This window comes from Dactylosporangium sp. NPDC051541 (assembly GCF_044454505.1).
Classification (GTDB): domain Bacteria; phylum Actinomycetota; class Actinomycetes; order Mycobacteriales; family Micromonosporaceae; genus Dactylosporangium.
This window is the reverse complement of record NZ_JBITDU010000007.1, coordinates 100,977-127,675: the sequence shown is the minus strand read 5'-3', so window position 1 is coordinate 127,675 and position 26,699 is coordinate 100,977. Positions and strand designations below refer to the sequence as shown.

Sequence of the window (26,699 nt, the reverse complement as noted above, 5' to 3'; positions counted from 1 at the left end):
TGGAGACGACGACCTTACGCTGGGCGCTCCCGCGGCATGCGGTACTGATGTTCGGGCCGCCCGGTGCCCCCGTAGCGCAGCTGCACCTCGGCCGCCCCTTCCCGGGCCAGCTCGGCCAGGTACCGCTGCGCCGTGGCCCGGGAGATGCCGAGCTCGTCGGCGATGTCGGCGGCGGTGCGGGGCCGGGCGGCGGTGCGCAGGGCCTCACTGACCAGCCCCGCCGTCACCGCCGACTGGCCCTTCGGGGCGGCCGCGCGGTCACCCTCGTGCACGACGCGCCAGCACCGGTCGATCTCGACCTGGGTCAGCGGCCGGTCGGCGGCGACGAGGGCGCGGTAGTGCCGATAGGCGGTCAGCCGGTCGGCGAACTGCTCGGCGGTGAACGGCTTGACGAGGTAGTTCAGCGCGCCGCGGGCGTAGGCGGCCCGGACGGTGGCGGCGTCGTTGGCCGCGGTGAGCATGATCGCGTCGGCGGTGAGCTCGGCCAGCAGGTCGAGGCCGGAGCCGTCGGGCAGGTACGTGTCCAGCAGCACCAGGTCGACGGGGCGCGCGGCCAGGGCGCGCCGGGCCTCGGCCGCGGTCCGGGCGGTCGCGGCGACGGTGAACCCCTCGATGCGGTGGGTGAACTCGACGTGGACCCGGGCGACCCGGAAGTCGTCCTCGACCACGAGCACTTGAATGTTCATTCGCGAATCACCAATGGTTGCAGGGCGGTGGGCAGCCGGGCCTCGAACACGGCACCGTGGTCGTCGCCGGCCGCCGCGGCCAGCCGCACGTCGCCGCCGAGGCGCCGGGCCGCCTGCCGGGCCAGGGCCAGCCCGATGCCGCGGCCGTCCTCGGCACTGGTCGACACGCCGGCGTCGAAGACCCGGCCGGCGAGGTCCGCCTCGACGCCGTCGCCGGAGTCGACGACCGAGATGTGCAGGGTGGCGCCGTCCTCGAGCAGGGCGAGATCGACCCAGGCCGGGCGGCGGGCGCCCCGGCGGGCCGCTTCGAGGGCGTTGTCGACGAGGATGCCGAGGACGGTGGTGACCTCGACCGGCGCGGTGACGCGGGTGCCGACCCAGCTGGTGTCGGCCAGGGCGAGCCGCACGTCCTTCTCGGCCGCCTCGGCGCTCTTGGCGTCGACGAACGCCTGCAGGTACGGGTCGTCGACCGTGTGCCCGCCCATCGGCGCGGCCGTGTCCGACACCGCGTGCAGGAACTCGAGGGCCTCGCCGCCGTGCCCGTTCTGCAGCAGCCCGGACAGCACGTGCAATCTATTCGCGAATTCATGCCGCTGCGCCCGCAGCGCCGTGCTCAGCGTCCGCACCGAGTCGAGCTCCCGGGTGATCGTCTCCAGATCGGTGCGATCCCGCAGGGTCAGCACCCCGCCCAGGTCGCGCTCCTCCCGGCGCACCGCCCGGTAGTTCGCGACGAGCACCCGATCCCCGGCGACGGTGATGACATTGTCGACGGGCGCGCGACGGTCGACGGCGTCGCGCAGGACCGGCGGAAGAGCAAGGGTTTCGATGGTACTGCCAGTCGGTGCACCAGCGATCCCGAGCAGCCGGACGGCCTCGTCGTTGCACACGGAGACGAGCCCGTCGGCGTCCACGGCCAGGACCCCTTCGCTGATGCCGTGCAGCACCGCCTCCCGCTCCTGCACCAGCTCGGCCAGCTCCCGCGGTTCGAGGCCGAGCGTGAGCCGTTTGAGCCGCCGGGACAGCAGGACCGACCCGACGCACCCGAGCAGCAGCGCTCCCCCGGCGAAGATCGCGGCGACGCCCAGCTCCCGGTTGATGTGCCCGCGGATGTCCTCGATCCGGAACCCGACGCTGACCTCACCGACGATCGCCCCGCTCGCGTCCCGCAGCGGCGTCTTGCCCCGCGCCGACAGCCCGAGCGTGCCCCGCTCCACGTTGATCGTGTCGTTGCCGGCCAGTACCTCCGACGGGTCGGTGCTGACCGGCTGCCGAATACGTTCGCGAATAGGGTGCGCGAGCCGGATCCCGAGCCGGTTGGTGATCACGACGAACAGGGCACCGCTGGCGCTCTCCGCCGCCTTCGCCCGCCCGGGCAGGATGCCGTCCGGGTCGTCGGCCGCGGCCGCCGCCGCGATTGCCGGGTCGGCCGCGAGGGTGTGCGCGACGGCGAGGGCGCGGGTGCCGTACTGCTGGGTCAGCTCGTCGTCGAACAGCCACCCGACGAGCGCGAACCCGACACCGACCACGACGACCAGCACCCCCACCTGGAGGGCGAGCGCCTGCTGGGCGAACGGGGCATGACGCAGCCGAAACATGCCCGGGAGCGTAACGCCGCCGGGCCCCGAAAGGACCGGTGAGCAAAACGAGCAATACGCGGCTTACGCGGCCAACCCACGTCACCCGCCGTCGAACGTGTTCAGGGTGTGCATCAGCGTGCCGACGGCCGCGGCGCAGTCGACCTGAGTGGGCTTCGGCGCGCGCAGCGCGGTGAGGACGGCATCGATCTGGTCGTCGAGCTGGTGCCATCGGCTGGCGTCGCGGGGTTTGAGCCCGGCCTCGGCGTCGTCCCAGGCCACCTCGAGATCCTTGACCCGGGTCCTGGCCCCGGCGAGGTCGTTCTGCCCCACCTTGGCCTGGACGTCGGACACGATCACCGCGAACTTGCCGAGATTGCCGAGTTTGGTGGTCGGGTGTACGACCTGGTTGGTGCTCGTCCCGTCCGACGCGGTCAACGGGATCGTCGCCTGCGCGGCGCCGGCCTGAGGGTCCGTGCTCGAGGACGAACCCTGCGCGAGGCTGAGCCCGAGGCCGGCGATGACGACGGCGAGAGTGGCGGCACCGGCCCACGCGTAGTCCCGCCCGCGCCCGCCGTTCGGGCCGGCGCCCTTCTCCACGACACCGTGACGCGACATCAGCAGCTGTTCGCGCACGACCAGCAAGAGAATCGCGACCAGGAACAACAGGCTGGTGACGCTGGCACCGAGGGCCAGGCCGCCGAGGTCCTTGTCCTGGGTGAGCAGGTCGCCCAGGGAGGCGCCGAGCGGCCGGGTGAGCACGTAGGCGATCCAGAACGTCAGGACCTGGCCGGCGCCGAGCCGCAAGGCGATCCAGGTCGCCACGATGAGCCCGCCGAAGACGAGCGCGCCGTTGCGGAAGCCGAGGTTGAGCGCCTCGGTGGCGAAGTCGCCGGCGGCGGTGCCGAGCGCGAACGTCGTCAGGATCGCGCCCCAGTAGAACGCTTCCCGGCGGGGTGTGTTGATGGAGGCGATGGCGAGGGTGCGCTCCTGGCGGTACCAGACCGTGAAGACCACGGCCAGGATGACCGCGAACACGGCGGTGCTGACGGCGAGGGGCACGCCCAGGGTGTCGGTGAGCAAGTCGGTGATCTGGGTCCCGACGATGCTCACCAGCACCACGCACAGCCAGTAGATCCACGGCGTGTGGGCGCGGGTCCGGAACTGCCCGACCAGCGCGGCCGCCAGCAGTGCCAGCATGATCCCGTCGGTCACGGCCGGCCCGAGGCCGACGCTGACGTTCAGATAGTCCGCGACGGTCTCCCCGACCGTCGTGGACAGCACCTTGATGACCCAGAAGGTGGCGGTGATCGCGGGCACCTTGGTCAGCCACCCGCGCGAATTCACCAACCGGTCAGCGGCAATGGACACAGCTCCCCCTCAAAACGGCGCTCGACTCAAGCTTCCCGCCAAATCACCGCAAAGCTAGTCCAATCACCCTGAACCCCCGCTGAAAGCGGGGAGCCGGCCGCCCAGGGCCCGGCGCCACGCCGAACACCTGACGCGAGACTGGCCGCCCGGAACTGAGAGCCCGCTGAACGCGCCCGGCCGGTCCGCTCAGGCGGGCGGGGTGTACGCCGGGGTTGGCCTTCACCAGGTGCTGCTCGAACGTAAAGACGTTCAGGTCGTTGGCGTCCACCGTGGCGCCCACCCAGTGGTTCTGGGCCTCGCCGAAGGTGGCTGATCACGAACAGGATCACATTGAAGAACGACAGCAAATTGGTACGCACGATCGCCGCGTAGGTGCGCGATCCGCCGCGGATGGCCGTGTTCGCCTCGCCCCGCCGCAGCCGCAGGTAGTGCCCCGCCAGTTCCGGTGGAACCGCCGGGCGTGTTCGCCCGGCGGCCATGATCGCGGCGCGTGGCTACTTGCCGGCGCCGTGAGTGTTCGGGGTGAAGGTCCGCAGGTCCGCGCTGACGTCGTAGAACACGTCGGCGCCGTCCTTGGTGCCCAGCACGTCGTAGGAACCGTCCGGGTCCTTGCGAACACTCGTCACCGCGACCGCCGAATCCTTCGCCTTCATCGCCGCGGTCACCTTCGCCAGCTCGTCGCCCGTCACCGCGGTGTCGTTCGACCCGCGACCGCCGGCGTCGCCCGAACCGGTCGTGGCGCTGGACGAGGCGCTCGGTGAAGGCGACGTCGTCTCCGCGCCGGCCAGGGATGCGGCACCGAACACCATGATGCCGGTAGCCGTCAGTCCGGCGGCCGCCAGTCCGATCCGCTTGATGCTTTTGTTCAGCTTCATCGACATGCCAAGCACTCCGAGATTTCGCAGCTCAGGCCGGGCTGCCTGGGCTTTCGTGATGTGCAGCGTCACGGGCGGGCCTGGCAAAACGCTGGCCGCGACCTGTCGTAGGCCTGGCAGCCCGGTTCTTGACGAACTGCGACCACAATTCATAGTGAGTTCTTAAGCGCACCGGGTGATTTGTATCTTGACAACCGCGGAAATCCTGCCGCAGTTGGGCCGGGTGGCCGGGTGCACCACCCATTCAACGCATTCTCAGGAATGCGGCGCCAAGATGCGTGGCGCGCTCTGATCGCCACCGGAAGAGGAATCATGGACGACGTTCGTATTGACGTGTCCGGACTGTGCAAGCAGTACGGCGGCATGACGGCGGTGGACGATCTCTCGTTCACCGTCGAACCCGGCCGGGTGACCGGGTTCCTCGGCCCGAACGGGGCCGGCAAGACGACGACCTTGCGGATGCTGCTCGGCCTCGTCACGCCGAGCGCCGGCACGGCCACCATCGGCGGGCTCCGCTACCCCGACCTCGATGAACCGGCCCGGATCGTGGGCGCGGTCCTGGAGGCGTCATCGGCGCACAAGGGCCGGACCGGCCGCAACCACCTCCGGGCGGGCTGCATCACCGCCGGGCTGCCCCAAACGCGGGCGGAGGCGGTACTCGACCTGGTCGGGCTGTTGCCAGCCGCCGACCGCCCCTTCAAGGGCTACTCGCTGGGCATGCGCCAGCGGCTCGGGATCGCCACCGCCATGCTCGGCGACCCGCGGGTGCTGATCCTCGACGAGCCGGCCAACGGCCTGGACCCGGAGGGCATCCGCTGGATGCGGGAGCTGCTGCAGGGCCTGGCCGCCGAGGGCCGCACGGTGCTGGTCTCCAGCCACCTACTGGCGGAGATGCAGGCGCTCGCCGACGACGTCGTAATCGTGGCGGCCGGAAAGCTGATGCGGCAGGGGCCCGTCGCCGAGGTCCTCCGCTCCGTTGGCGGCGACGCCCGCGTGCTCGCCCGCACTCCCGAGCCGGACAAGCTCACCGCCGCGCTTCGACAGGCCGGCGGCACCGTCACCGCGCAGGGCCCGGACCGGCTGAGCGTCTCCGGAATGCCCGCCGAGGCCGTCGGTGACGCCGCCCTCGCCGCCGGGGTCGCCCTGCACCAGCTCACCACCGAACAGCCCGACCTCGAGGACGTGTTCCTCGACCTGACCCAGGCGAAGGCGGCCATCCGATGACGCGACTCGTCCACGCGGAGCTGTTCAAGCTGCGCACGACCAACCTGTGGTGGCTCTTCGCCGGGGCCACGCTGCTCAGCACCGCCGTCATGCTGGCCGTGAATCTGGTGCAGGCCCACGAGTTGCTGCAGCCGTTCGACGCGTTCGTCGCCCTGCACGCGCACGGCCGCGACGTGGCCCAGATGCCGCCGGAGTTCCTCAACCGGCTGCGCGGCGAGTGGGAGCTCGGGCACAGCGCGGTCACGCAGTCCGCCACCGTCTACACCGCCGGCCAGCTCATCGGCGTGCTGCTGGCCTGCCTGCTCGGCATCGTGCTCATCACCGGCGAGTTCCACCAGCAGACCGCCACCACCACGTTCCTGTTCACCCCGCGGCGCGGCGCGGTCATCGCGGCCAAGCTCGTCACCGCCGTGATTGTCGCGGCCGCGTCCTGGCTCGCCTCGACCGTGCTCGCCGTCGTCGTGGGCGCCGCCTTCCTCAGCGGCGAGGGCTACGGCACCCAGCTGGGCCAGTGGGGTGTCGACCGCGCGGTACTGCTCAACCTGGCCGCCTACGCCATCTGGGCCGTGTTCGGCGTCGGCTTCGGCGCACTCATCCGCAGCCAGCTCACCGCGACCGTCGCCGCCACCGTGCTCTACCTGGTCGGCGCGGCCGCCGCGAGCGGCGTGTTCGACCTGCTCTACACCTACGTCATCAAGCGGGACTGGGTGCTCACCGCTCAGGTGACCGTTCCGTCCGTGGCCTCGACGGTCATGATCTCACCGACAAAGACCTTCGACCAGAGCCCGTCACAGTGGGTCGGTGCCGCGGTCCTGCTCGGCTACGGCGTCGTCACCGCCTTGGCCGGCGTGCGACTCCTCCGCCGCCGCGACATTTCCTGACGGGTGATATCCGGCCGGATTCCGCGTACCCGGTGTCCGGCCGACCGGCTCCACGTAGCGTTGATCCTACAAATTGTAGGAGCAATACTCACGGGGCCGGTGATGAAGAAGCTTCCAGAGATCACCCTCGCGTTCTGGGTGATGAAGGTGGCCGCGACCACGCTCGGCGAGACTGCCGGGGACCTGTTCTCGCAGACGCTGAAGCTCGGCTACTTCCTGAGCACCGTGTCGCTGTTCGCCATCTTCGTCGTGACACTCGTGGTGCAGCTGCGCTCCCGGCAGTACGACCCGATCCGCTATTGGCTCGTCATCCTCAGCACCAGCATGGCCGGCACCACCATGTCCGACTTCATGAACCGCGACGCCAGCGCCAAGTATCTGAGCAACGGGGACAGCTCCCTCGGCTGGGGGCCGCAGGGCCTCGGGATCGGCTATCCCGCCGGCGCCGCCATCCTCACGTCCCTGCTGGTGGCGGTATTTCTCGTGTGGCGGGCCACGCGGCTGCCGTTCGACATCAACCGGATCGACACCTTGCGCGGAGAGGCGTTGTTCTGGACCGCCATCCTCATCTCGAACACGCTCGGCACGTCGATGGGCGACTTCTTGTCCGACAGCTCCGGCCTCGGCTACCTCGGTGGCGCGCTGCTGATCACCGCTGTGCTGGCCGTCCTGGCTGTCGCGACCCGCGTGCGCTGGATGCCGAACGTGCTCATCTTCTGGCTGGCGTTCGTGCTCACCCGGCCGCTCGGTGCCACGGTCGGCGACTTCTTCACCAAGCCGGTGACCAAGGGCGGGCTCGGTCTCGGGACGTTCGGTGCCTCGGCGGTACTGCTCATCGTCCTCGCTGCGCTGATGCTCTGGTCCGCTGCGCATGAGCGGCGCCGGCGGGCCGCCGCCGCGGTCACTCCGGTGGCGGGGAGGAGCCGGGAACGATCAGGCCTGTCTCGTATGCGGCGATGATGGCCTGGGTCCGGTCGCGCAGGCCGAGCTTGGACAGGATGCGGGTGACATGGGTCTTCACCGTCGTCTCGCTGATGTGCAGGCGGGCGGCCAGCTCGGCGTTGCTCAGGCCGCGGGCGATCAGCCGGAAGATGTCCAGTTCGCGCGGGGTCAGGGTGGTCAGGTCGCGGTGGAGGGTCGAGCCCTCGTCGGGGCGGGCGAAGCGTTCGACCAGGCGGCGGGTCACGCTGGGGGCCAGGAGCGCGTCGCCGGCCTCGACCATGCGCACGGCCGAGACGAGCCGGTCGGCGGAGACGTCCTTGAGCAGGAAGCCGCTCGCGCCCGCGCGCAGGGCCGCGTAGACGTAGCGGTCGAGGTCGAAGGTGGTCAGGATGATGATCCGGGGCGGGTCGGGGTGGTCGGCGAGGATGCGGCGGGTGGCTTCCAGGCCGTCCACATTGGGCATTCGCACGTCCATGAGGACGACGTCGGGGTGGGTGCGGCGGACCGCGTCGACGGCTTCGGCGCCGTCGGCGGCCTCGGCGACGACCTCGATGCCGTCGGCGCCGAGGATCATCGCGAAGCCCGTGCGGACGAGGGCCTGGTCGTCGGCGATCACGACGCGGGGCGCGGCCGCGGTCACGGGCGCTCCACCGGGATCGTCGCGGCGATCCGGTAGCCGCCGGCGGGCAATGGGCCGTGCTGGAGCGTTCCTCCGTACACCGCGAGCCGTTCGCGCAGGCCGATCAGGCCCCGGCCGCTGCCCGTGCGCGCGGCCGGTCCGGCGGTGCCGCCGTCGTCCGTGACCTCGATCCGTAGCTCGGCTAAGGCGTGCTCGATGCGGACGCGCACCTCGGACCCGGCCGCGTGTTTCATGGCGTTGGTGAGGGCCTCCTGCACGACCCGGTAGGCCGCGAGGTCCACGCCGGGCGGCAGCGGCTGCGGGTCGCCGGTGACGGTGACGTCCACAGCCGTGCCGGCTTCGCGGACGCGGGTGACGAGCTCCGGTATCCGGTCGAGGCCGGGTGACGGCGGCTCGACCTCCGGCTCGTCCGGGCCGGGCTCGTCGTCGTCCATCGTCAGCAGGCCCATGACGTGGCGCAGCTCGTTCATCGCGGCGCGGCCGCCGGACTCGATCGCGGCCAGGGCCTGGTCGACCTGGTCGGGGGCGACGGGCAGCACGCGGCGGGCGGCGACCGCCTGCACGACCATGACGCTGACGTTGTGGGTGACGACGTCGTGGAGTTCGTGGGCGATTCTCGCGCGCTCTCGCTGTACCGCCAAAGTCGCTTCGGTTTTGTGCTGGGCCTCCGCGGCCCGCACCCGCTGTTGGAGCGTGTGCACGGCGTTGGCGGCGAGACCGATCGGGACGAGGATCAGGACGAGCAGCACGGCCGGCTGGTTGATGGGCAGGCTGGCGCGGTGCAGCACCATGGTGATGCCGCCGAGGATGACGCTGACGACCGCGGGAGTGCGGTAGGGGCTGTGCATCACCGCGCTGTAGGCGGCGACGACGCAGGCGGCGAACGTGAACAGCGGGTCGCCGAAGCCGGGTGAGCGGTGGTAGGCGGTCGCCGCCAGCAGCACGATCCAGAACACGGTGAGCGGGTATCGCCGCCGGGCTGCCAGGGGCAGGGTGGCCAGGCCGACGACCAGGCCCCACAGCAGCGCCTGCGGCCAGGGCTCGGACGTGAAGTACGGCACCACCACGTCGGGCGGCCCGACCGCGCCGGGCGGGATGGGTCCCGGCGGGCCGTGGACCGCGGACGCGGGGACGCCTTCGGCGCGCAGGGCGAAGCCGAGGTAGGCGCCGGCCGCCAGTGCCACCGCGAGCACGACATCCGCGGTGAGCGCCCACCGCGACCGGGCCGGCGGCGTCACCGGGCCGGTGCGAAACTGTTCGCGAATGGTCGTCAGGCTCACCGGACCAGTCTGGCAAATCCTCCCGCGCGGTCGCATCGTCCGCCGGGCGGCCCGCCTCCGGCTTCGGGTCGTACATCTCTGGTAGGACCCGGCTGCATCGTCATACCGATGGACCGCCCGATGTCGGAGCACAGATCGACGCGCGGCGACTCGCCCCGAGCATAGCGTCCGGGCATGAGCATCATCGAGGCCCGCGAGGTGGCCTGGTCCTTCGGCTCGGCCCCGGCGCTGCGCGGCGCGACCGTCGCCGCGGCACCGGGCGAGATCCTGGCCGTGACGGGTCCGCGCGGCTCGGGCAAGTCGACGCTGCTGTACTGCCTCGCGGGCATCTTCACCCCCGACGGCGGCGAGGTCCACTACGACGGGCGGCGGGTCGACACCATGCCCGAGCCGGCCCGGACGCAGCTGCGGCGGACCGCGTTCGGGTTCGTGTTCCGGTCCGGGCAGCTGGTGCCGGAGCTGACCGCCGCCGACACCATCGCCCTGCCGATGCTGGTGAACCGGGTCCGTCGCGGCACGGCCTACGCGCGGGCGGCGAACTGGCTGGACCGGCTCGGACTGCGCGGGCTCGGCGGGCGGCGGATCGGTGAGCTGTCCGGGGGCCAGGTGCGGCGGGTGGCGATCGCCCGGGCGCTGGCGGTACACCCGAAAGTGCTGTTCGCCGACGAGCCGGCCGGGTCGCTGCGGTTGCTGGTCGGGCTGGCGCGCGCGGACGGCGTCACCGTGGTGCTGGCGACCAGGGACCGCCGGGTGGCCCGGGTCGCCGACCGGTGCGTCGTCGTGCGCGACGGACGGGTCAGCGGCGCGGCGGAAGCGCGGGCGCCCCGATGACGGCGCCCGGCGGCCGCGACTCATCCGTTGTGGACTCGAATGGTCGCCGGCTTGAGAGCAGTACACATGCGGAAACGAACAACGCGATGAGGGCCCAGCCGTGCAGCACCGCCGGCATGGGCATCCACCGGGCCACGAACAGGCCCAGGCAGGCCGACATCGTCCACCACGGCAGGAAGGGCCGGGCGCCGGCGTAGTCCCAGATGACGGTGGCGACGACGACGCCGGCGATGTAGTACTTGTTGCCGCCGGGCTCCAGCACCAGCCGCGACGCGACCGCCAGCAGCGGGATCGCGGCCCACTGCCCGCGCCACACGGCGAGCGCGCCCAGCGTCAGCGCGAGCGCGAGCTGCGCCGGGCGATCCCAGGCCGGGGTCCGCGGATCGTCGATGCCGAGCGCGTGCAGAGCCGAGACAGGAGCATTTTGGATGGTGTACCGCAATGCGTTGCTCGTCCCCCGGTCGCCGACGAAGAACGGCAGCCACGCCGCGCCGACCGCGGCCAGCAGGACGCCCCCGGCGGCCAGTCGGCGACGCCAACCCGGCACCAGCAGCAGGATGGCGGCGAACCCGATCGCCCACGGCTTGGCGTCCGTCGCCAGGCCGAGCAGCAGCCCGGTCAGCCACCCGTGGCCGGTCCGGGCGGCCCGCAGCGCGCCGACGGACAGCAGCAGCGCCAGCACGTCGTCGAGGTGGGCGACGCCGACGGCGAGGAACATCCACACGGGCAGGAAGTATCCGGCGGCCAGGGCCAGCCACGCGTCGTCGCGCTGCCACCGCGGCACCAGCCCGCGCACCATCCACAGCAGCAGGAGTCCGGCGGCCGCGCCGAGGATCTGCCAGCCGAGCAGCGCGAGCACCCCACCGGCCGGAAGCAGGAGCAGCACGGCCAGGAACGTCAGCGGCCCGATCTGCAACACGGGCGCGGCCGCATACAGGTGCAGCCCGCCGTTGACCGGGTCGTCGGCGTCGGCGAGCGCGGTCGCACCCTGCAGGAAGAAGTGCCATGACGAGCCGCCGCCGACGGCCATGACCCCGAACCAGGCGGCCGCCCAGCCGAGGACCAGATACGCGACCGTCCGGGGCGTCAGCAGCCGTCGGGCGTCCATCAGCCGATCCAGCATGGGCGCACGGTAGGTCGGCGAAACTGAGCCCACGCTGAGCCCGCTCGCAAATATAAGAATTGTGTCAATCGCGTGAACGACCGCACCGCAATACCGGTCCAGCCGTTGAGCGAAACGGTGGACGAGAACTACGCGAATGCGTTCCAGAATGCCGGTGCGGCCGACAAGTATGCCCACGTCACATACGCACCGGGCAGCTACGCCTGGCACATCAACCGGCGTCAGCGGGCCTACCTGCGCGGCCTGATCCGGCGATCGTTCCCGGACGTGCGCCCGACGCTGCACGACTTCGCGTGCGGCACCGGCCGGGCCATCCGCAACGTCGACGGCCTGGTCTGGGCCGCGCACGGCTATGACACGTCGCCGGAGATGCTGGCCAAGGCGGCCGAGCTGGGCACGGCGGCACGGCTGCACACCGTCGCGACCGGCGGACCGGTCCCGGAGCCGGCCGCGACCGCCGGCCCGGCGCTGGTGACGATGTTCCGGCTGCTGCTCAACGTCGACGACGACGTGCGCGAGCGGGCCCTGGCGTTCGCGGCGAAGGCGCTGCCGAGCGCCGAGACGGGCCTGCTGGTCGTCGAGAACCACGGCCACCGCCGGTCGTTGCGGCACCTGCGCTCGGGCCGGCACGCCGGCCGGCGCTGGTTCGCGGAGCTGTCCCACGCCCAGGTCACGGGCCTGCTGCGCCGGCACGGGTTCGAGGTGCTGGCCCGGCGCGCGTTCTCGATGCTGACGCCCGGCTGGTATGAGCGGCCGCTGCTGCGCCGGCCCGCCCGCGCCGCCGACGGCCTGGCCTGCCGGCTGCCGGGCAGCGCGGCGTGGGCCGTGAACGTCGTCTACGTGGCCCGGCGCGCCGGCTAGGCGTTCACCGGCGCCGGCTTGCGCACCAGCGGAAGTAGGAAGAGGACCAGGACCGGCACGCCATAGGCGATCCAGACGACGGTCTCCAGCACCGACGGCTGGGGTGTGAAGTTGAACAGGCCGCGGAGCAGCTCCGCATACCACGTGGTCGGCGGCAGGGGGCCGGTGAGGTCGAAGGCGTAGTCGGTCCGGCCGGGCAGGACGTCGGCCTCCTGCAGGTCGTGAACCCCGTACTTAAAGATCCCGGCGGCCACGAGGACGAGGAGGGCGCCGGTCCAGGTGAAGAACTTCGTCAGGTTGATCCGGATCGCGCTGACGTAGAGCAGCCAGCCCAGAGCGATCGAGGTGGCCACGCCGAGGGAGATGCCAACGATCGGCTGCCAGGTGTCGGCGCCCTGAGCCGCGGCGAAGAACAGGATCGACGTCTCCAGGCCCTCGCGGGCCACGGCCAGGAAGGCCATCGCGGCGACCGCGAACGGGCCGACCTCGATCGCGTCCTCGAGCTTGCCGCGCAGCTCCTTGGCCAGCTGCCGGGCCATCCGGCGCATCCAGAAGATCATGAAGGTCACGAAGACGACCGCGATCAGCGAGGCGATCCCGTCGACGAGTTCGCGGTTCGGACCGGACAGGTAGGTGGTCCCGGCCTGCAGCAGCGCCGCCACCAGGATCGACAGCAGCGCGGCGGCGGACACGCCGGCCCACGCCCAGCGCAGCAGCGCGCGGCGGCCGCTCTTCACCAGGAACGCGACGAGGATCGAGACCACCAGGGTGATCTCGAGGCCCTCGCGCAGGCCGATCAGGTAGATGGCGGTCATGCCGTGCTCCAGGTCAGCGGGCCTCACTTAGGTCAGGGTGACCTTAGACGATTCTTCACATCCGCACCACCTACAGCATGTAGGTAGGAATTCAGCGGGTATTCAGGTTCGGCGTGTGACAGTTCGGGTATGAGGGTGAATCCATGCGTCTGCTGCTGATCGATGACGAGGTCGAACTGGCCGAGACGATTCGTGACGGGCTGGGCCGGGAGGGATTCACCACGGACCTGATGTTCAACGGCGTCGACGGGCTGTGGGCGGGCACCGAGGAGCCGGACGGGGCCTACGATGCGATCGTCCTGGACATCATGCTGCCCGGCCTCAACGGCTACGAGGTGTGCCGGGAGCTGCGCCGGCGGGAGGTGTGGACGCCGATCCTCATGCTGACCGCGAAGGACGGCGAGTACGACCAGGCCGACGCCCTCGACCTCGGCGCCGACGACTACCTCACCAAGCCGTTCCCGTTCGTGGTGCTCGTCGCCCGGCTGCGGGCCCTGATCCGCCGGGGCGCCCCGCAGCGGCCGGTCGTCCTGACCGCCGGCGACCTGCGCCTGGACCCGACCCGCCGGCAGGTCGCCCGGGGCGAGGACCCCATCGCGGTCACCCCGCGCGAGTTCGCGCTGCTGGAGTTTCTGCTGCGCCGCGCCGGTGACGTGGTCACCAAGACCGCCATCCTGGAGAACGTGTGGGACGCCGGGTTCGAGGGGGACGTGAACATCGTCGAGGTCTACATCGGCTACCTGCGCAAGAAGGTCGACCACCCCTACGGCCGGACCGCCATCCAGACCATCCGCGGCGTCGGCTACCGCCTGGACCCGCACGGTGGCTGACCGGCGGGCGCTCGCCGTGGCCCTCCCCCTGGGCTTCGCCGCCCTGACCGGGCTCGTCGCCGCCCGGTTCGGCCCGCTGGTGCGCTGGGACGCCACCGTGAGCGGTGCGGCGCTGCGGTTCGCCACGGCCCACGACGGCTGGCGCACGGTGATGTCGGCGATCACGCACACGGCCGACACCGTCGTGCTGCTGTGCGCCATGCTGGTCGCGGTCGTGTTCACGATCTGGCGGCACGACCGGGCGGGGCTGCTGTACCTGGCCGGGGTGGCCGTCACGGCGACCGCGGTCCGGCTCACCGTGCTGGCCCTCGTGCACCGGCCGCGGCCGCCCGAGCGGCTCACTGCCACCGCCGGCTGGGCCTTCCCGTCCGGGCACACGACGTCGGCGAGCATCGCGGCCGGGATCGTCGTCGTCCTGTTGTGGCCACTGCTGCGCGGCCGCGCGGCCCGAGCCGTCGTCGTCACCCTGGCCGCGCTGTGGGCCGCACTCGTGGGCGTCAGCCGGGTGGCCCTCACCGCGCACTGGCCGACGGATGTCATCGGCGGCTGGCTCCTCGCGGGGTCCGTGCTCGTCGCCGTCGGTCTCATCAGCGGCGTCCGCGCGGCGTCGTCACCGGGTGAGCGGGAGACATAGGCGCAGCAGCGCACCGCCGGCCGGGGCCTCCTCGGCCGTCAGCGAGCCGCCGTGCGCGGTCACGATGTCGCGGGCGATCGGCAGCCCCAGACCCGTCCCGCCGCCGGCCCGGGACCGGTCCTCGTCGAGCCGGACGAACCGGTCGAACACCCGGTCGCGGTGGGCCGGGTCGATGCCCGGCCCGTCGTCGGCGACGGTGATCTCGGCGGTACCGTCATGAGCCTCCAGCGTCACCTCGACGCTGTGCCTCGCGTACCGGGCCGCGTTGTCCACCAGGTTGCGCAGGACCCGCTGCAGGTGGTGCGGGTCGCCGCTGAGCCGCACCGGTGCCGTCCGGGCGGTCACCTTCAGCCCGGCGTGCTCGGCCGCGAGGCGTTCGCGCTCCAGGTACACCAGGTCGTCGAGGTCGACGTCGGAGCGGCGCAGTTGCAGCCCGTTCTCGTCGACCCGGGCCAGCAGCAGCAGGTCGGCGATGAGGCGGGCCATCCGGTCGCTCTCCCGCCGCATCCGGTCGACGTGCGGCCCGTCACCGACCAGGTCCAGGCCGGCCACCACCGTTGACAGGGGACTGCGCAGCTCGTGCGAGGCGTCGGCCACGAACCGGCGCTGGGCCTCGTTCGCCGCCTCGATCCGGTCGAGCATGCCGTTCATGGTCACGGCGAGCGCCGCGATCTCGTCGGCGCTGGGCGGTACCGGCAGCCGGGTGTGCAGGTTGCGCCCGGTGATCGTCTCGGCCTGGCGGCGCATCGCGTCCACCGGGCGCAGCGAACGCCCGACGAACAGGAACGTCGCCACGCCGACGGTCACCGTCAGCAGCGGCAGGCCGATGGCGAGGGCCCCGACCGCGGCCTCGGTCCCGTCGTTGATCTCGTCCAGGGACTGGCCGACGAGGACGGTGCGCGGCCCGACGGCGGTCGCCACGCCCAGCGCGGTGATCCGGAACGTGTCGTCGTGCGCGACCGCGAGGCGTCGCTGCTCGCGCTGGATCTCCCCGGCCGCCGGGCGTAGCGCCGAGATCGGCTGGGCCCCGTTGAGCAGCGCCGAGGAGCGCAGCACCCGGCCGTCGGTGCCGAGGACCTGCACCACCGTGCGGTCCCGCAGCGACGGCTGGATCACCGCGGCCAGGGCCTCCTCGTCGTCGAGGGCGTCCGCGACCTGGGCGGCCCGGTCACCGGCGCTCTGGTCGACGTTGCCGGTCAGGAAGAACCGGGCGGCGAGGACGAACGCCACCCCCGTGAGCACCGACGCGACCGCCACCACGGCCGATGCGGCCAGCGCGGAGCGCATCCGCACCCCGAGCCGCTGCCGTATCCGCTCCGCGTATCTCCGCACCTACCGAACGCTACGGGCGAGTAGCTGAAAGTGGCCTGAATTCAAGCTGCTCTCAGGATCGGGCCGTCACCATCGCGCCCTATGCACCAGTTGACCTACCCGGAGGCGATCGTCGTCGGCCTCCTGCAGGGCGTGACCGAGCTGTTCCCGGTGTCGAGCCTCGGGCACAGCGTGCTGCTGCCCGCGCTGATCGGCGGCCGGTGGGCCCGGGATCTGAGCGTGTCCGCGCCGGAGTCGCCGTACCTGGCCTTCGTGGTCGGTCTGCACGTGGCGACGGCGCTGGCGCTGCTGGTGTTCTTCTGGCGGGACTGGCTGCGGATCATCGGCGGGTTCGCGTCGTCGGTGCGGTACCGCCGCATCGCCACTCCGGAGGAGCGCCTGGCCTGGATGATCATCGTGGCCACCATCCCGGTCGGCATCACCGGCCTGCTGCTGGAGCACACCTTCCGCACCGTGCTGGGCCGCCCGATCCCGGCCGCGATCTTCCTCACCGTCAACGGCCTCATCCTGCTCGGCTCCGAACGGCTCCGCCGCCGCGCGGCCGTGGTGGACCGCACCGCCGGCGACCCCGACGAGCGCCTGGCGTCCGGCCCCTTCGCCCGGGCCGTGCAGATCGGCTCGGCGCAGGTCCTGGCCCTGCTGCCGGGCATCAGCCGGTCCGGCGCGACGATGGGCGCCGGACTGCTCAAGGGCCTCTCCCACGAGGACGCGGCCCGCTTCTCGTTCCTGCTCGCCACCCCGGTGATCCTGGCCGCCGGCGTGCTGAAGCTGCCGGACCTGTTCGGCCCGCTCGGCGCCGGCATCCACGGCCAGGTCCTCGCCGGCAGCGTGGCCTCCTTCGCCGCCGCCTACCTGGCCGTCCGGTTTCTCACCCGCTACTTCGAGCACCGCACGCTGACCCCGTTCGCGCTGTACTGCGTCGCCGCCGGGCTGCTCAGCCTGGCCTGGCTCACCCTGCGCTGAGAATGTCGCTCAGGCCGCGGGGTCCCGCTGGCGCAGGACCAGCACCGCGGCGGCCGCGGCCACGGAGACGGTGGCGGCCTGGACCGCGACGCCCGGCCCGAGGTGGGCCGCGGCGCCCGGGGTGAACAGCGCGGTCCAGTCCTGCCAGTAGTGCACCGGCAGCGCCACCGCGACGGCGTGCGGCAGGCCGGTGCGCGGGGTCGCCTGGCCGTTGAGGATGCTGGCGACGACCACGAAGGCGATCGCGGCCGCGACGGCCTCCGCCCCGCGTGGCAGCAGCAGCCCGAGGGCGAACGCGATCGCCGCGATGCTGAGCATGCACAGCGTCAGGTAGCCGGTCGCGGCGAGGATGCGGCCGAGCGCGGCGGCCGTGGACAGGTTCGCCGCGCCGAGGACGTGGAACGGGTGCCAGCCGAAGACGGCCAGCCCGGCGAGCACGCCCGCGGCCACGACGGCGGCGACCGCGGCCGCCGTGGCGACGACGACGGCCGCGAGCTTGCCCGCCAGCAGCCGGCTCCGGGTGATGGGGGCGACGTAGAGGTACCGCAGGATCCCCCAGTCGCGGTCGGCGGACCCGATGGCGGCGCCCAGCAGCGCCACCACGATCGGCAGCAGCAGCGGCCCGACGAACTCGAGGCTGGCCATGGCGTGGTTGAGCGCCGAATACGGTGCGGCCCCGAACAGCCCGTCCTGCCCGTGCAGCCGGTGCCCGGCGGACGACGCGGTGGCGAGCGCGGCGACGACCGGCAGGGCGGCGAGGCCGCCGAGCGCGATGAGCGTGCGCAGCCGCAGCAGCTGGGTGGTGAGCTCAACCCGCAGCATCGGGGCTCCCTTCGGTGATGGCCAGGAACGCGTCCTCGAGCGACCGGCCGGCGAGCAGTTCGGCCAGGGGGCTGGCGGTGACGAGCCGGCCGTGGTCCATGACGACGGCGTGGGTGGCGACCTGCTGCACCTCGGCGAGCTGGTGGCTGGACACCAGGACCGTCCCGCCCCGGCCGGCCCGGGCCGCGAGGTGCTCGCGCAGGTTCCGGACCTCGGCCGGGTCGAGCCCGTTGGCGGGCTCGTCGAGGATGAGCACGTCCGGGTCGCGCATCAGCGCCTGCGCGAGGGTGAGCCGCTGCCGCATCCCCATCGAGTACTTGCGCACCTTGCGTCCGAGGTGCGCGCCGAGCCCGGCGAGGGTGAGGGCCTCGTCGAGCGCCGGTGGCGGCCAGGCGCGCCGGGTCGCCGACCACAGCAGGCGCAGGTTGGTCAGCCCGCTCAGGTGCGGCACGAACGCCGGCCCGTCGATGAGGACGCCGACGCGGCGCAGCACGGCCGCGCCGAGGCCGACGGGCTCGCCGAGGATGGCGACCCGGCCCGCGCTGGGCGTGGACAGGCCGACGAGGACGCGCATCGTGGAGGTTTTCCCGGCGCCGTTCGGGCCGAGCAGGGCGCAGACCTGCCCGGGCGCGACGGTGAAGCTGAGGCCGTCGACGGCGGTGTGGCGGCCGTAGCGCTTCGACAGCGACTCGACGCGGATCATGCGGCCGTCCTCCACAGCTGGACCGCCGCCGTGGCCGCGGCCACGGTGAGTCCGGTCCCGACGGTCAGCGCGACCAGGGTCGGCACCGCGGCCACCGGCGCGCCGGCCACCGCCGTCCACAGTGGATCGCGGAACGCGGTCATGGCCACCAGCCCGGCGGCGCCGGCGAGGACCGCGCTCTCGGTCACCCGGGCGGCGCGGGACCGGGCCGGGCGGGCGATGAACCCGGCGACCGCGTTGGCCACGACGCAGAAGGCGAAGTTGAGGGCCGTCTCGACGAGCAGGGCCCAGCCGATGAGTACCGGGTCCGTCCAGCGCTCCCCGACCGCCTGCGCGCCGACGATCCCCGCGGCCGCGAGCAGGCTCAGCCCGGCGAACACGGCGGTCGCGTGGGCCCGGACCCGATCCGCGAGCCCGGGAAACCACCGTCCGAGCAGCGGGACGTCGCCGAGCCAGTCGTGCCTCCACCCGCGGGCGGCACCGCGCGGCGCCCGCTGCCACCACAGTCCGGCGGCGTCGGCGGCGACCAGCACGGACAGCACCACCAGCCCGCCGAGCAACGCCGCCGGACCCGATCCGCGGGCGATGACGGCGGCCCAGGCCGTGGCCAGGGTCGCGCCGATCACGGCGAGCAGGGCACCCGCCGCCCGCGCCGCCTGCCGCACCCGGTCGGCGCCCCCGGGAGCCCGCCAGGCCGGCCGTCGCACGAGCAGAGCCAGAGCCAGCATTGGTACTGCGAACAGCGCGAACGACACCACCACGTTGTACGGATCGTCTTGCCATGGACTCGTTGCCCGCACGGCCTTGTCCTGCGTGACGACGAGCGCCATCGCCTCGAACACGGCCGCGATCACGGGAGCCGTCCAGAGCGCGGAGAGCTTCATGACGCCCATACTACGCACCACGTACTACGCGTCAAGTAGTACGCGGATTGTAGTACCATCGAAAAATGCACAGCACCGACGCCCAGATGGTCGTGCTCACCGTGCTCGCGGACGGCCCTCGGCACGGCTATGCCATCAACACCGCGATCGAGGAGCTCACCGGCCGCCGCCTCGGCCCGGGCAGCCTCTACGGCGCGCTCACCCGCCTCGAGGGCCGCGGCCTGATCGAGCCCGTGGCCACCGAAGCCGACGGTGCGGACCGGCAGCGCACCATGCGGATCACCGACACCGGCCGCGACACGCTGCGCACCGAGCTCGAGCAGCTCGCCCGCGTCGCCCAGGCCGGCCTGCGGGCCCTCGGGGTGCTTCCGGCATGAGCGCCGCAACGCTCATCGTCGCGCTGTATCCGCCCGCGGTCCGCGAGCGTTGGGGCGCCGACATCGGCCTCGAGGTGGCCGAGCGGGGCGTCCGCTCCTGGGCGGACGCGATCGGCGGCGCCGTGCGGCTGTGGCTGCATCCGAGCGACTGGCCCGAGACCGCGGCCGGGCAGACCCGCCGGGTCCTGGCGGCGGCGCTGTTCGCCGTCACGGCCGCGGTAGCGCTGCTGCTGCGGGCCTCCGGACCGCCGGCGGGCTGGTGGCTGGCCCCGATCCTCGCCGGCGCCCTCCTCGCCGCTCCACTCCCGCCACCGCGCCGCCCGGTGCTGACGCGGATCGCCGCCGCGGCCGTGCGCACGCTGACCGTGCCCGCCGCCGCCGGAGCGACCATGTTCCTGCTGGCCAACAGCGGGCTCGTCGAGCACCCGCAGGGGCCGCTGCGCATGCTGCTGGTCGGGTACTACTGGGCGACGCTCGCGTACGTCGCCCTGGGCGTGTGCGCGTTCACGGCCCGGCTCCTGCGCCTCGGCACCGCGCCGACCCGCCGCCGGCTGCGCGGTGCCCTGCTGCTCGTCGGGGCCGGCACCGCCTTGGCGGCCGGTCAGAGCCTGTTCGGCGGCGCGCTGATCGCGGCGGCCGCGCTGGTCCTGCTGGCCGCGGTCGCCCTGCAGGCCGGCCAGGACCTGCGCAGCACGGCCCGCTGACGGCGGCCGGCCGGCCCGGATCAAGCCGGCGTCTCGCCCGCGTCCGGGTCGCGCAGGAGGGCCCGGAGCACCTCGGCGTCGCCCGGTTCGAGCTCGGCGGTGAACTGGCGCAGCACGGCCTGCCGGTCGCGAGGGCCGTCGAGGGCGGCGAGCATCCACTTCGCGGCGGCGGCGGTGTGCGTTTCAGTCGGGAAGTACTCGTGGCCGCGGCCGCCGGCCAGGTTGGTCCGCCGGCGCACCTGGCCCTTCTCCATCAGCCGGTGCAGGATTGTCTGCACGGTGTTGTAGGCGAGGTCGCGTCCGAGCTGCTGCTGCACCTGCGACGGCGACAGCGGCGCGCTCGCGGCCCACAGCACCGCCATCACGTCGGACTCGAGCGAGCCCCAGGCCCGCCGGTCCGGACTCACCGGCCCTCCCAGTGCGATCGTCGACCCATACCGGCAGCCTACCGGTCGCCGCGGCGGTCCTTGCCGCCCCCGTTCTCAGCCGTCCGTGAGCCCCATCCGGACCGCCAGCACGGCCAGCTGGACCCGATTGGTGCTGCCGGTCTTCGTCATCAGGTTGCCGACGTGGGTCTTCACGGTGGTGACCGCCAGGCGCAGGCGTTCGCCGATCTCGGCGTTGGACAGGCCGGCGCCGAGCAGGGCGAGCACATCCCGTTCCCGCTCGGTGGCGTCGACGAGGGCGGCGGCCGGCTGCGGATCGCGGTTGGCCGCGAGGGCCCGGTCGACCACCCGGCGCAGCACGTCGGGGCTGAACGGATGCCCGTCGCGGGCCGCACGCCGGATGCCGTCGAGCAGCTGCGCGGGTGAGGCGTCCTTCACCAGGAAGCCGCACGCGCCCACGGCCAGGGCCGGGAACAGGTGGTCGTCGTCGTCGAACGTGGTCAGCACCAGGACCCGGACGGCGGGGCGGTGGGCCAGGATGGCCGTCGTGGCGGCGATGCCGTCCATCCGGGGCATCCGCAGGTCCATCAGCACGACGTCAGGGACGAGCCGCTCGGCGAGGCGCACGGCCTCGTGCCCGTCGCCCGCCTCCCCGACCACGTCGATGTCGGCCTCGGCCGCGCACAGCGCCCGCAGCCCGGCCCGGACGAGTCGCTGGTCGTCGACGAGGAGCACCCGGATGCTCACGCGACGCTCGCCCGGGCCGGCAGGACCGCCCGGACCCGCCAGCCGCCCGAGCCGGGACCGGCCTCGAACCGGCCGCCGAGCAGCGTCACCCGCTCACGCAGGCCGAGCAGGCCGTGCCCGCCGCCCTGAGGCAGCGCCGCCCGCTTCGTACCGCCGCCGTCGGTGATCTCCACGCACACCTCGTCATCCGCCGTGACGGCGACCCGCAGTGTGGCGGTCGCGTCCGGCCCGGCGTGTTTGAGGACGTTGATCAGGCCCTCCTGGGCGACTCGGAGCACCGCGAGCCCTCGCACGGCGTCCAGCCGCGACATCGCCGGATCCGCGACGAGGGCGACGCGCAGACCCGCCTGCCGGATGCGGCCGACCGTCTGCTCGAGGACGCCGTGCAGGTCGGCCGGGTCGAGGACCGGCGCCGGCGGGTCTTCGCCGGGCGCGGGCGGCTCCCGCAGCACCGCGACGAGGTGGCGCAGATCGTCGAGCACGGCGGTGCCGGTGGTGTGGACGTCGTCGAGGACCGCCTTGGTCTCCGCGCTCTCGCCGCCGCCGAGGTGCCGGGCGACACCGACGCGCAGCACGATCGACGCCACGTGGTGCACGACGATGTCATGCAGCTCGCGGGCGATCGTGGCCCGTTCGACGGCACGGGCCGCGGCCGTCTCCGCCGCGCGCCGGCGCTCCGACTCCCGCACGCGTTCGGCCGCCTCGTCCGCGATCCGGCGGGCCGCGGCCAGGCGCAGGCCGAGCAGAACCGGCGCGCCGGTCAGACAGCCGATCACCGCGGCGACGATCGGGAAGAACGGGGCCGGGAGGGTGGCCAGCGGCACGTCGACGAACGAGACGAACATGCCCACGGCCGCCGACCCGATCCCGGCGGCCCGCCGCCAGCCCCGCCGGACCAGGGCCAGGTCGACCAGGCTGATCATGATCGACAGGAGGACCACCACGTCCGCGTGGGTGCCGACCCGGTCGGTGACGACCAGCAGCACCGCCTGGCCGCAGACCGCCACCGTCGGCGCCCGCCGCCCGGCCACGGTCAGCGCGACCGCGGTCAGCCCGGCCGCCCACGACCAACCGTTCACCGGATTGCCGGGCCGGTCGGCCAGCGACAGGTAGCACACGGCGAACACGACGGGCAGCAGCCGCAGGTACGCGGACCTGGGAAGACGTCGGAGCACCCCCCGACAGTAGGGTCCGCGCCGGCCGGCCGGATCATGCTTTGGGAGGAGCCCGCTCCTCCGGGCGGCGGCCCGGAAAGGTTCCCGGCGACGAGGTGCCCGGCCGCCGTCGCCACCAGGCTGGTCGGCGTGACGACGACATCGAGTGACCTGCTCACCTTCCTCAGCGCCGCGGCCCGCAACCCGAAGGTCGTCGGTGCGATCGCGCCGAGCGCCGGGCCGCTCTGCCGGCGCCTGGCCCTGGTCGTGCCGGCCACCCGCCCGGTGACGGTGGTCGAACTCGGCGCGGGCACCGGGGTGGTGAGCGACGCGATCGGCCGCCGGCTGCGACCCGGCTCCCGGCACATCGCCGTCGAGATCGACGAGCGGCTGGCCGCCCGCCTGCGCGCGCGCCGGCCGCACCTCGAGATCGTCGTCGGTGACGCCGCCGACGTGGGCGCCATCCTGACCGCCCGCGGAATCGAGCAGGTCGACGCGGTGGTCAGCGGTCTGCCGTGGTCGCTGATCCCGGCCGACCGCCAGGGCCGCATCCTGTCCGACGTCGGGCGGCTGCTCGGCCCCGGCGCCGCCTTCACCACCTTCGCCTACCTGCACGCCCTGCCCCTGCCGGGCGCCCGGCGGCTGCGCCGGCTGCTGCACGAGTCCTTCGACGAGGTCATCACCAGCCGGGGCATCTGGCGCAACACCCCACCCGCGCTGACGTACGTCTGCCGCCGGCCCCGGCAACTACTTCGCCCGTGAGCGGGCCCGGGCCCGGGCCCGCAGCAGCTCGATCGCGATCGGCACGACCGACACCACGACGATGCCGATCAGGATGAACTCGATATTGTCGCGGACGAAGGCGATCCGGCCGAGGAAGTATCCGAGGACGGTCACCCCGCAGGACCAGAGCGCGCCGCCGATGATGTTGTACAGCACGAAGGTGCGGTAGCGCATGTGGCTCGCGCCCGCGACGATCGGGGTGAAGGTGCGCACGATCGGCACGAACCGGGCCAGCACGATCGAACGCGGGCCGTACCGGTCGAAGAACTCCTGCGCTTTGGTCAGGTTCGACTGCTTGAACAGCCGGGCGTCCGGGCGGCGGAACAGCGCCGGCCCGACGCGGCGGCCGAAGAGATACCCGACCTGGTCCCCGGCGATCGCGGCGATCGATACGAGCGGACAGACGAGCCACAGCGGCTGGTGCAGATACGTGCCGGAGGCGACCAGCAGGCCGGTGGTGAACAGCAGCGAGTCGCCGGGCAGGAAGAACCCGATCAGCAGGCCGGACTCGGCGAACACGATCGCGAGAATGCCGATCAGGCCGAACGTCGAGATGAGGTACTCCGGATTCAGCAGATGCACGACCGAACCAATCTCTTATCGGTGGGCGACGGCGGCGGGTACGGCACTGACCCGCTCGGCGAGCGCGTTGACCACGGCCGCGAGGCGCTGGACCTGGTTCGGTCGCAAGGTGTCGTACGGCACGAAGCCCTCCCCCTCCTTGTACTGCGCGAGCTCGGTGTCCACGGCGGCGAACTGGTCGTCGAGGCGGGCGTCGTAGGCCGGCTTGAGGGCGGCGATCACGGCCCGGCAGCCCTCCAGGTTGGCGGCGAAGTCCCACAGGTCGGTGTGCGAGTAGCGGTCCTCCTCGCCGGTGACCTTCTTGGTGGCCACCTCGTCGAGGAGGCTCTTGGCGCCGTTGGCGATCTCCAGGGCCGTCAGGGTGGCACCGTCGAGGCGGGTGCGCAACTCGTTGACGTCGGCGAGGAGCTGGTCGGCGGCCACGGCGACGGCGGCCAGGTCGGCGCCGGTCCACAGCTGCTGCTCGATGCGGTGGTAGCCGGTCCAGGAGGTGCCGGGGTCGAGGTCACCGTCGCGGGCGTCGATCTTCGGGTCGAGGTCGCCGAAGGTCTCCGCGACGGTCTCGATCCGCTCGTACGGGGCCCGGGCCGGTGCGTAGAGGACCTGGGCCTTGGCCCGGTCGCCGGCTTTCACGGCGGCGACGAACGCGCCGGTGCGGTCCACGAACGCGGCCGCCTGCTGGCGCACGTAGTCCTGGTAGGTCGCCGCGGCCGCCGTGAGCGCGGGGTCGGCCGAGGGGGCACCGGCAGTACCCCCGCCGGATTCGGAAACGGTGAACGCGGCGCGGATGCCGGTGCCCGTCATGCCGGGGCGGCATGAGGTCGTATATGTGCCGGCGGGCAGGTCGACGTGCAGGGTGCGGCTGACGCCGGGTGCGATGTTCTCGACCTCACCGATGACACGGTCGCCGCCCGCGTACACGTAGAACTCGGTGACCTCGGCGCCCTGGTTGCGCACATCGAAGACGCGCGGACCGGCGACGGTGTGGTCGGCGCTGAGCCGGCATTCGGTGGCGGTGGCGGTGACGGCGATGGCCCCGGCGTCGGCCTTCGGTGCCGACCCGCCGCAGGACGAGGCGACGACCGCGACCGCGGCGAGGATCACGACGGCGTGGCCGTGCGGGGGTGACGCGGGGTGGACGGGCCGGAAGTACACCGCCGTCATGACCATGATGAACGCGAGGCCCGTGACGGCCTCGAGCACGGTCGCGCCACCGAGGCCGGACGCGATCCGATCGGCGCCGGGCAGTATGCCCACGCGCTGCAAGCCGTGCACACCGCGTGCCAGCAGGCCCGCGGCCACCGGGATGAGCAGGGCGCCGGCCCAGGTCAGGAGGTGGCGGGGGTCGGTGCCGGCGGTGGCCGTCGACGCGGCCCAGCCGAGCCCGGCCGCCGCGGCCGCGCCGAGCAACGAGTTGACGCTCGCCCCGGTGCTCAACGCGGCGAGGAATGCGATCGCGGCCACCGCCCAGCCGTGCACGCCGAGCGCGTCCTCGAGCCGGCCGGTGAGTTCGCCACGCAGTATCCGCACGGTCCGGCGCAGCCACAGCAGGAGCACGGCGATGCCCACGACCGCGGCGAGCGCGGCGATGGCCTCGAACAGCCGGGGCCGCCCGGCGGCGGCGATCCAGGCCGCCGCCGTCGCCGGGATGGCGGCGAGCACACCGTAGCCGACGGCCGCGAACCGGTCCCGGCGCCCCGTCCGGCTCAGGAACACGACGAGGATCGCGACGACGAGCGGTCCGGCGAAATGCACGGCGGAACCACCCTCCGACACGTTGTAGGTAACGTACGACCAGACGTTACCCAGCCATTCCTGAAGAAAGCTTGAGAGGCGCCGCGGAGGCGGCGGCGCCGAGCGGCGGGAGGCCGTACAGGTCCTCGATGGTGCGCAGGATCGCGTAGTGGTCGATGCGCTCCGGCCGGTCGCCGGGCGCCACGCCGGCGCCGGCGACGACGGTCGGGATGTGGTTGCCGTCTGTGCGGTTGTCCTCGTCGAACGTGAGGATCAGCAGGCTGTTGTGCGTCTCGGCCCAGTCGATGTAGGAGCCGAGGGTGCGCTGGAGCCAGGCGTCGGCGTCGCCCTTCGGGCAGTCGTGCATGTCGTGGCAGAGGTCGGGCGTGACGAACGCTACCGTCGGCAGTTGGTCCCAGCTCGCCGGAAGGTCGCGCAGTGGGCGGTTGAGCGGCGGCGGGACGTTCGCGAAGTCGACCCAGGGGTTGTGCCGGCGCACGTAGGTGCCGGCCGAGCAGCCCGGGAACCCGGCGGCCGGCAGCGCCTCGGCGTAGCCGGTGAAGCTGAGGCCGGCGTCGAGCAGCTGGCGGCCGAGGTTCGCCGTGTCGAAGGTGCCCCGGATGCAGCGGTTGTCGGTCACGCCCTGGGTCGAGCCGGAGAACAGGGCCAGGTAGTTGGGCTGGCTCGGGTGGGTTTCACCGTAGGCCGCGGTGAAGTTGGCGCCCCGCCGGGCCAGCGCGGAGATGTAGGGCGTCTTGCGGTGGCCGATGACGGCGTCGTACCGCTTGTTCTCCATGACCACGACCACGACGTGATCCGGCCTCGGCGGCGGCCCGGCGGGAGCGACCGGCCCAGCGGGAGCGACCGGCCCAGCGGGAGCGACCGGCCCGGCGAGGGCGACCGGGGCGGCCAGCACGGGCAGCCCGACGGCCAGCAGCATTGTTGTCCATCTCATGCCTAC

General features: G+C 72.8%; 29 protein-coding genes. 11 read left to right on the top strand and 18 right to left on the bottom strand.

Annotated elements, in window-relative coordinates; genetic code table 11:
• Positions 1 to 14: 14 nt before the first annotated feature.
• From ACIA8L_RS29730 to ACIA8L_RS29715, 4 genes are all read right to left on the bottom strand, one after another.
• Positions 15 to 686, bottom strand: a complete 672-nt coding sequence (locus ACIA8L_RS29730) for a response regulator (protein ID WP_395909835.1) — start codon at positions 684 to 686, stop codon at positions 15 to 17.
• The gene (locus tag ACIA8L_RS29725; RefSeq protein WP_395909834.1) at positions 683 to 2,281 is read right to left on the bottom strand and encodes an ATP-binding protein; all 1,599 of its coding nucleotides are present in this window, start codon (positions 2,279 to 2,281) and stop codon (positions 683 to 685) included. The genes ACIA8L_RS29730 and ACIA8L_RS29725 overlap by 4 nt, the downstream gene beginning before the upstream one ends.
• Before the next feature lie 81 nt (positions 2,282 to 2,362).
• Positions 2,363 to 3,631, bottom strand: coding sequence for a hypothetical protein (locus tag ACIA8L_RS29720; protein WP_395909833.1), 1,269 nt, complete (start codon positions 3,629 to 3,631; stop codon positions 2,363 to 2,365).
• A gap of 494 nt (positions 3,632 to 4,125) precedes the next feature.
• Positions 4,126 to 4,578 (bottom strand): hypothetical protein, encoded by a 453-nt coding sequence (locus ACIA8L_RS29715; RefSeq protein WP_395909832.1) that lies wholly within the window; start codon positions 4,576 to 4,578, stop codon positions 4,126 to 4,128.
• Between the two features lie 240 nt (positions 4,579 to 4,818).
• Between ACIA8L_RS29715 and ACIA8L_RS29710 the strand changes: the two genes are divergently transcribed.
• The 3 genes from ACIA8L_RS29710 to ACIA8L_RS29700 all read left to right on the top strand — a co-directional run bounded on the left by ACIA8L_RS29710 (position 4,819) and on the right by ACIA8L_RS29700 (position 7,571).
• The gene (locus ACIA8L_RS29710; protein ID WP_395909831.1) at positions 4,819 to 5,730 is read left to right on the top strand and encodes an ABC transporter ATP-binding protein; all 912 of its coding nucleotides are present in this window, start codon (positions 4,819 to 4,821) and stop codon (positions 5,728 to 5,730) included.
• Positions 5,727 to 6,611 (top strand): ABC transporter permease, encoded by an 885-nt coding sequence (locus tag ACIA8L_RS29705; RefSeq protein WP_395909830.1) that lies wholly within the window; start codon positions 5,727 to 5,729, stop codon positions 6,609 to 6,611. Before ACIA8L_RS29710 ends, ACIA8L_RS29705 begins: the two co-directional genes overlap by 4 nt.
• A 102-nt stretch (positions 6,612 to 6,713) precedes the next feature.
• Positions 6,714 to 7,571, top strand: a complete 858-nt coding sequence (locus ACIA8L_RS29700; RefSeq protein ID WP_395909829.1) for a hypothetical protein — start codon at positions 6,714 to 6,716, stop codon at positions 7,569 to 7,571.
• Here the strand turns inward: ACIA8L_RS29700 and ACIA8L_RS29695 are convergent.
• Both ACIA8L_RS29695 and ACIA8L_RS29690 read right to left on the bottom strand, forming a co-directional pair.
• Positions 7,513 to 8,193 (bottom strand): response regulator, encoded by a 681-nt coding sequence (locus ACIA8L_RS29695; RefSeq protein ID WP_395909828.1) that lies wholly within the window; start codon positions 8,191 to 8,193, stop codon positions 7,513 to 7,515. The two genes, ACIA8L_RS29700 and ACIA8L_RS29695, sit on opposite strands and share 59 nt — an antisense overlap.
• Positions 8,190 to 9,473, bottom strand: coding sequence for a sensor histidine kinase (locus ACIA8L_RS29690; protein ID WP_395909827.1), 1,284 nt, complete (start codon positions 9,471 to 9,473; stop codon positions 8,190 to 8,192). The genes ACIA8L_RS29695 and ACIA8L_RS29690 overlap by 4 nt, the downstream gene beginning before the upstream one ends.
• A gap of 174 nt (positions 9,474 to 9,647) precedes the next feature.
• On the opposite strand from ACIA8L_RS29690, the gene ACIA8L_RS29685 reads away from it, so the two are divergent.
• Complete coding sequence (locus ACIA8L_RS29685) at positions 9,648 to 10,304, top strand: ABC transporter ATP-binding protein (protein ID WP_395909826.1); 657 nt, start codon at positions 9,648 to 9,650, stop codon at positions 10,302 to 10,304.
• Here ACIA8L_RS29685 and ACIA8L_RS29680 read toward each other — a convergent pair.
• Entirely contained in the window at positions 10,270 to 11,427 is a 1,158-nt protein-coding gene (locus ACIA8L_RS29680) for a glycosyltransferase 87 family protein (RefSeq protein ID WP_395909825.1), read from the bottom strand. The genes ACIA8L_RS29685 and ACIA8L_RS29680 overlap by 35 nt on opposite strands.
• A 72-nt stretch (positions 11,428 to 11,499) precedes the next feature.
• Between ACIA8L_RS29680 and ACIA8L_RS29675 the strand changes: the two genes are divergently transcribed.
• The gene (locus tag ACIA8L_RS29675) at positions 11,500 to 12,288 is read left to right on the top strand and encodes a methyltransferase domain-containing protein (protein ID WP_395909824.1); all 789 of its coding nucleotides are present in this window, start codon (positions 11,500 to 11,502) and stop codon (positions 12,286 to 12,288) included.
• Here ACIA8L_RS29675 and efeU read toward each other — a convergent pair.
• Entirely contained in the window at positions 12,285 to 13,103 is an 819-nt protein-coding gene (gene efeU, locus ACIA8L_RS29670; protein WP_395910270.1) for an iron uptake transporter permease EfeU, read from the bottom strand. The genes ACIA8L_RS29675 and efeU overlap by 4 nt on opposite strands.
• A 143-nt stretch (positions 13,104 to 13,246) precedes the next feature.
• Here efeU and ACIA8L_RS29665 point away from each other — a divergent pair, with 143 nt between their 5' ends.
• Entirely contained in the window at positions 13,247 to 13,933 is a 687-nt protein-coding gene (locus ACIA8L_RS29665) for a response regulator transcription factor (RefSeq protein WP_395909823.1), read from the top strand.
• On the top strand, positions 13,926 to 14,567 hold the full coding sequence (locus ACIA8L_RS29660) for a phosphatase PAP2 family protein (RefSeq protein WP_395909822.1): 642 nt from the start codon (positions 13,926 to 13,928) through the stop codon (positions 14,565 to 14,567). The genes ACIA8L_RS29665 and ACIA8L_RS29660 overlap by 8 nt, the downstream gene beginning before the upstream one ends.
• On the opposite strand, the gene ACIA8L_RS29655 is transcribed toward ACIA8L_RS29660, so the two are convergent.
• Positions 14,544 to 15,899 carry a sensor histidine kinase gene (locus tag ACIA8L_RS29655; RefSeq protein ID WP_395909821.1) on the bottom strand — a complete coding sequence of 452 codons (1,356 nt, stop codon included), beginning with the start codon at positions 15,897 to 15,899 and terminating at the stop codon, positions 14,544 to 14,546. The two genes, ACIA8L_RS29660 and ACIA8L_RS29655, sit on opposite strands and share 24 nt — an antisense overlap.
• A gap of 81 nt (positions 15,900 to 15,980) precedes the next feature.
• Here ACIA8L_RS29655 and ACIA8L_RS29650 point away from each other — a divergent pair, with 81 nt between their 5' ends.
• Complete coding sequence (locus tag ACIA8L_RS29650) at positions 15,981 to 16,862, top strand: undecaprenyl-diphosphate phosphatase (protein WP_395909820.1); 882 nt, start codon at positions 15,981 to 15,983, stop codon at positions 16,860 to 16,862.
• 9 nt (positions 16,863 to 16,871) lie between these two features.
• Here the strand turns inward: ACIA8L_RS29650 and ACIA8L_RS29645 are convergent, their stop codons facing one another.
• The 3 genes from ACIA8L_RS29645 to ACIA8L_RS29635 are packed head-to-tail and all read right to left on the bottom strand — an operon-like array spanning position 16,872 to position 19,271.
• Positions 16,872 to 17,684: an ABC transporter permease subunit gene (locus ACIA8L_RS29645; protein ID WP_395909819.1), complete on the bottom strand. Its 813-nt coding sequence runs from the start codon at positions 17,682 to 17,684 to the stop codon at positions 16,872 to 16,874.
• On the bottom strand, positions 17,671 to 18,387 hold the full coding sequence (locus ACIA8L_RS29640) for an ABC transporter ATP-binding protein (protein WP_395909818.1): 717 nt from the start codon (positions 18,385 to 18,387) through the stop codon (positions 17,671 to 17,673). Before ACIA8L_RS29640 ends, ACIA8L_RS29645 begins: the two co-directional genes overlap by 14 nt.
• Positions 18,384 to 19,271 carry a hypothetical protein gene (locus ACIA8L_RS29635; protein WP_395909817.1) on the bottom strand — a complete coding sequence of 296 codons (888 nt, stop codon included), beginning with the start codon at positions 19,269 to 19,271 and terminating at the stop codon, positions 18,384 to 18,386. The genes ACIA8L_RS29640 and ACIA8L_RS29635 overlap by 4 nt, the downstream gene beginning before the upstream one ends.
• Positions 19,272 to 19,336: 65 nt before the next feature.
• On the opposite strand from ACIA8L_RS29635, the gene ACIA8L_RS29630 reads away from it, so the two are divergent.
• Positions 19,337 to 19,648: a PadR family transcriptional regulator gene (locus ACIA8L_RS29630; RefSeq protein ID WP_395909816.1), complete on the top strand. Its 312-nt coding sequence runs from the start codon at positions 19,337 to 19,339 to the stop codon at positions 19,646 to 19,648.
• Positions 19,645 to 20,352 (top strand): hypothetical protein, encoded by a 708-nt coding sequence (locus ACIA8L_RS29625; protein WP_395909815.1) that lies wholly within the window; start codon positions 19,645 to 19,647, stop codon positions 20,350 to 20,352. The genes ACIA8L_RS29630 and ACIA8L_RS29625 overlap by 4 nt, the downstream gene beginning before the upstream one ends.
• A gap of 20 nt (positions 20,353 to 20,372) precedes the next feature.
• Here ACIA8L_RS29625 and ACIA8L_RS29620 read toward each other — a convergent pair whose 3' ends face one another.
• From ACIA8L_RS29620 to ACIA8L_RS29610, 3 genes are all read right to left on the bottom strand, one after another.
• Positions 20,373 to 20,759, bottom strand: a complete 387-nt coding sequence (locus ACIA8L_RS29620) for a BlaI/MecI/CopY family transcriptional regulator (RefSeq protein WP_395909814.1) — start codon at positions 20,757 to 20,759, stop codon at positions 20,373 to 20,375.
• A gap of 75 nt (positions 20,760 to 20,834) precedes the next feature.
• Positions 20,835 to 21,485 carry a response regulator gene (locus tag ACIA8L_RS29615; protein WP_395909813.1) on the bottom strand — a complete coding sequence of 217 codons (651 nt, stop codon included), beginning with the start codon at positions 21,483 to 21,485 and terminating at the stop codon, positions 20,835 to 20,837.
• Complete coding sequence (locus tag ACIA8L_RS29610) at positions 21,482 to 22,660, bottom strand: sensor histidine kinase (protein ID WP_395909812.1); 1,179 nt, start codon at positions 22,658 to 22,660, stop codon at positions 21,482 to 21,484. The genes ACIA8L_RS29615 and ACIA8L_RS29610 overlap by 4 nt, the downstream gene beginning before the upstream one ends.
• Before the next feature lie 129 nt (positions 22,661 to 22,789).
• On the opposite strand from ACIA8L_RS29610, the gene ACIA8L_RS29605 reads away from it, so the two are divergent.
• Positions 22,790 to 23,401, top strand: coding sequence for a class I SAM-dependent methyltransferase (locus ACIA8L_RS29605; RefSeq protein ID WP_395909811.1), 612 nt, complete (start codon positions 22,790 to 22,792; stop codon positions 23,399 to 23,401).
• Here the strand turns inward: ACIA8L_RS29605 and ACIA8L_RS29600 are convergent.
• Genes ACIA8L_RS29600 through ACIA8L_RS29590 form a run of 3 tightly spaced genes read right to left on the bottom strand, consistent with a single transcriptional unit; the run spans position 23,387 to position 26,693 of the window.
• Positions 23,387 to 24,004 carry a DedA family protein gene (locus tag ACIA8L_RS29600; protein ID WP_395909810.1) on the bottom strand — a complete coding sequence of 206 codons (618 nt, stop codon included), beginning with the start codon at positions 24,002 to 24,004 and terminating at the stop codon, positions 23,387 to 23,389. The genes ACIA8L_RS29605 and ACIA8L_RS29600 overlap by 15 nt on opposite strands.
• Before the next feature lie 15 nt (positions 24,005 to 24,019).
• A complete protein-coding gene (efeO, locus tag ACIA8L_RS29595; RefSeq protein WP_395909809.1) occupies positions 24,020 to 25,759 on the bottom strand; it encodes an iron uptake system protein EfeO in 1,740 nt (579 codons plus the stop codon).
• A 46-nt stretch (positions 25,760 to 25,805) separates the two neighbouring features.
• Complete coding sequence (locus ACIA8L_RS29590) at positions 25,806 to 26,693, bottom strand: alkaline phosphatase family protein (RefSeq protein WP_395909808.1); 888 nt, start codon at positions 26,691 to 26,693, stop codon at positions 25,806 to 25,808.
• Positions 26,694 to 26,699: the final 6 nt, after the last annotated feature.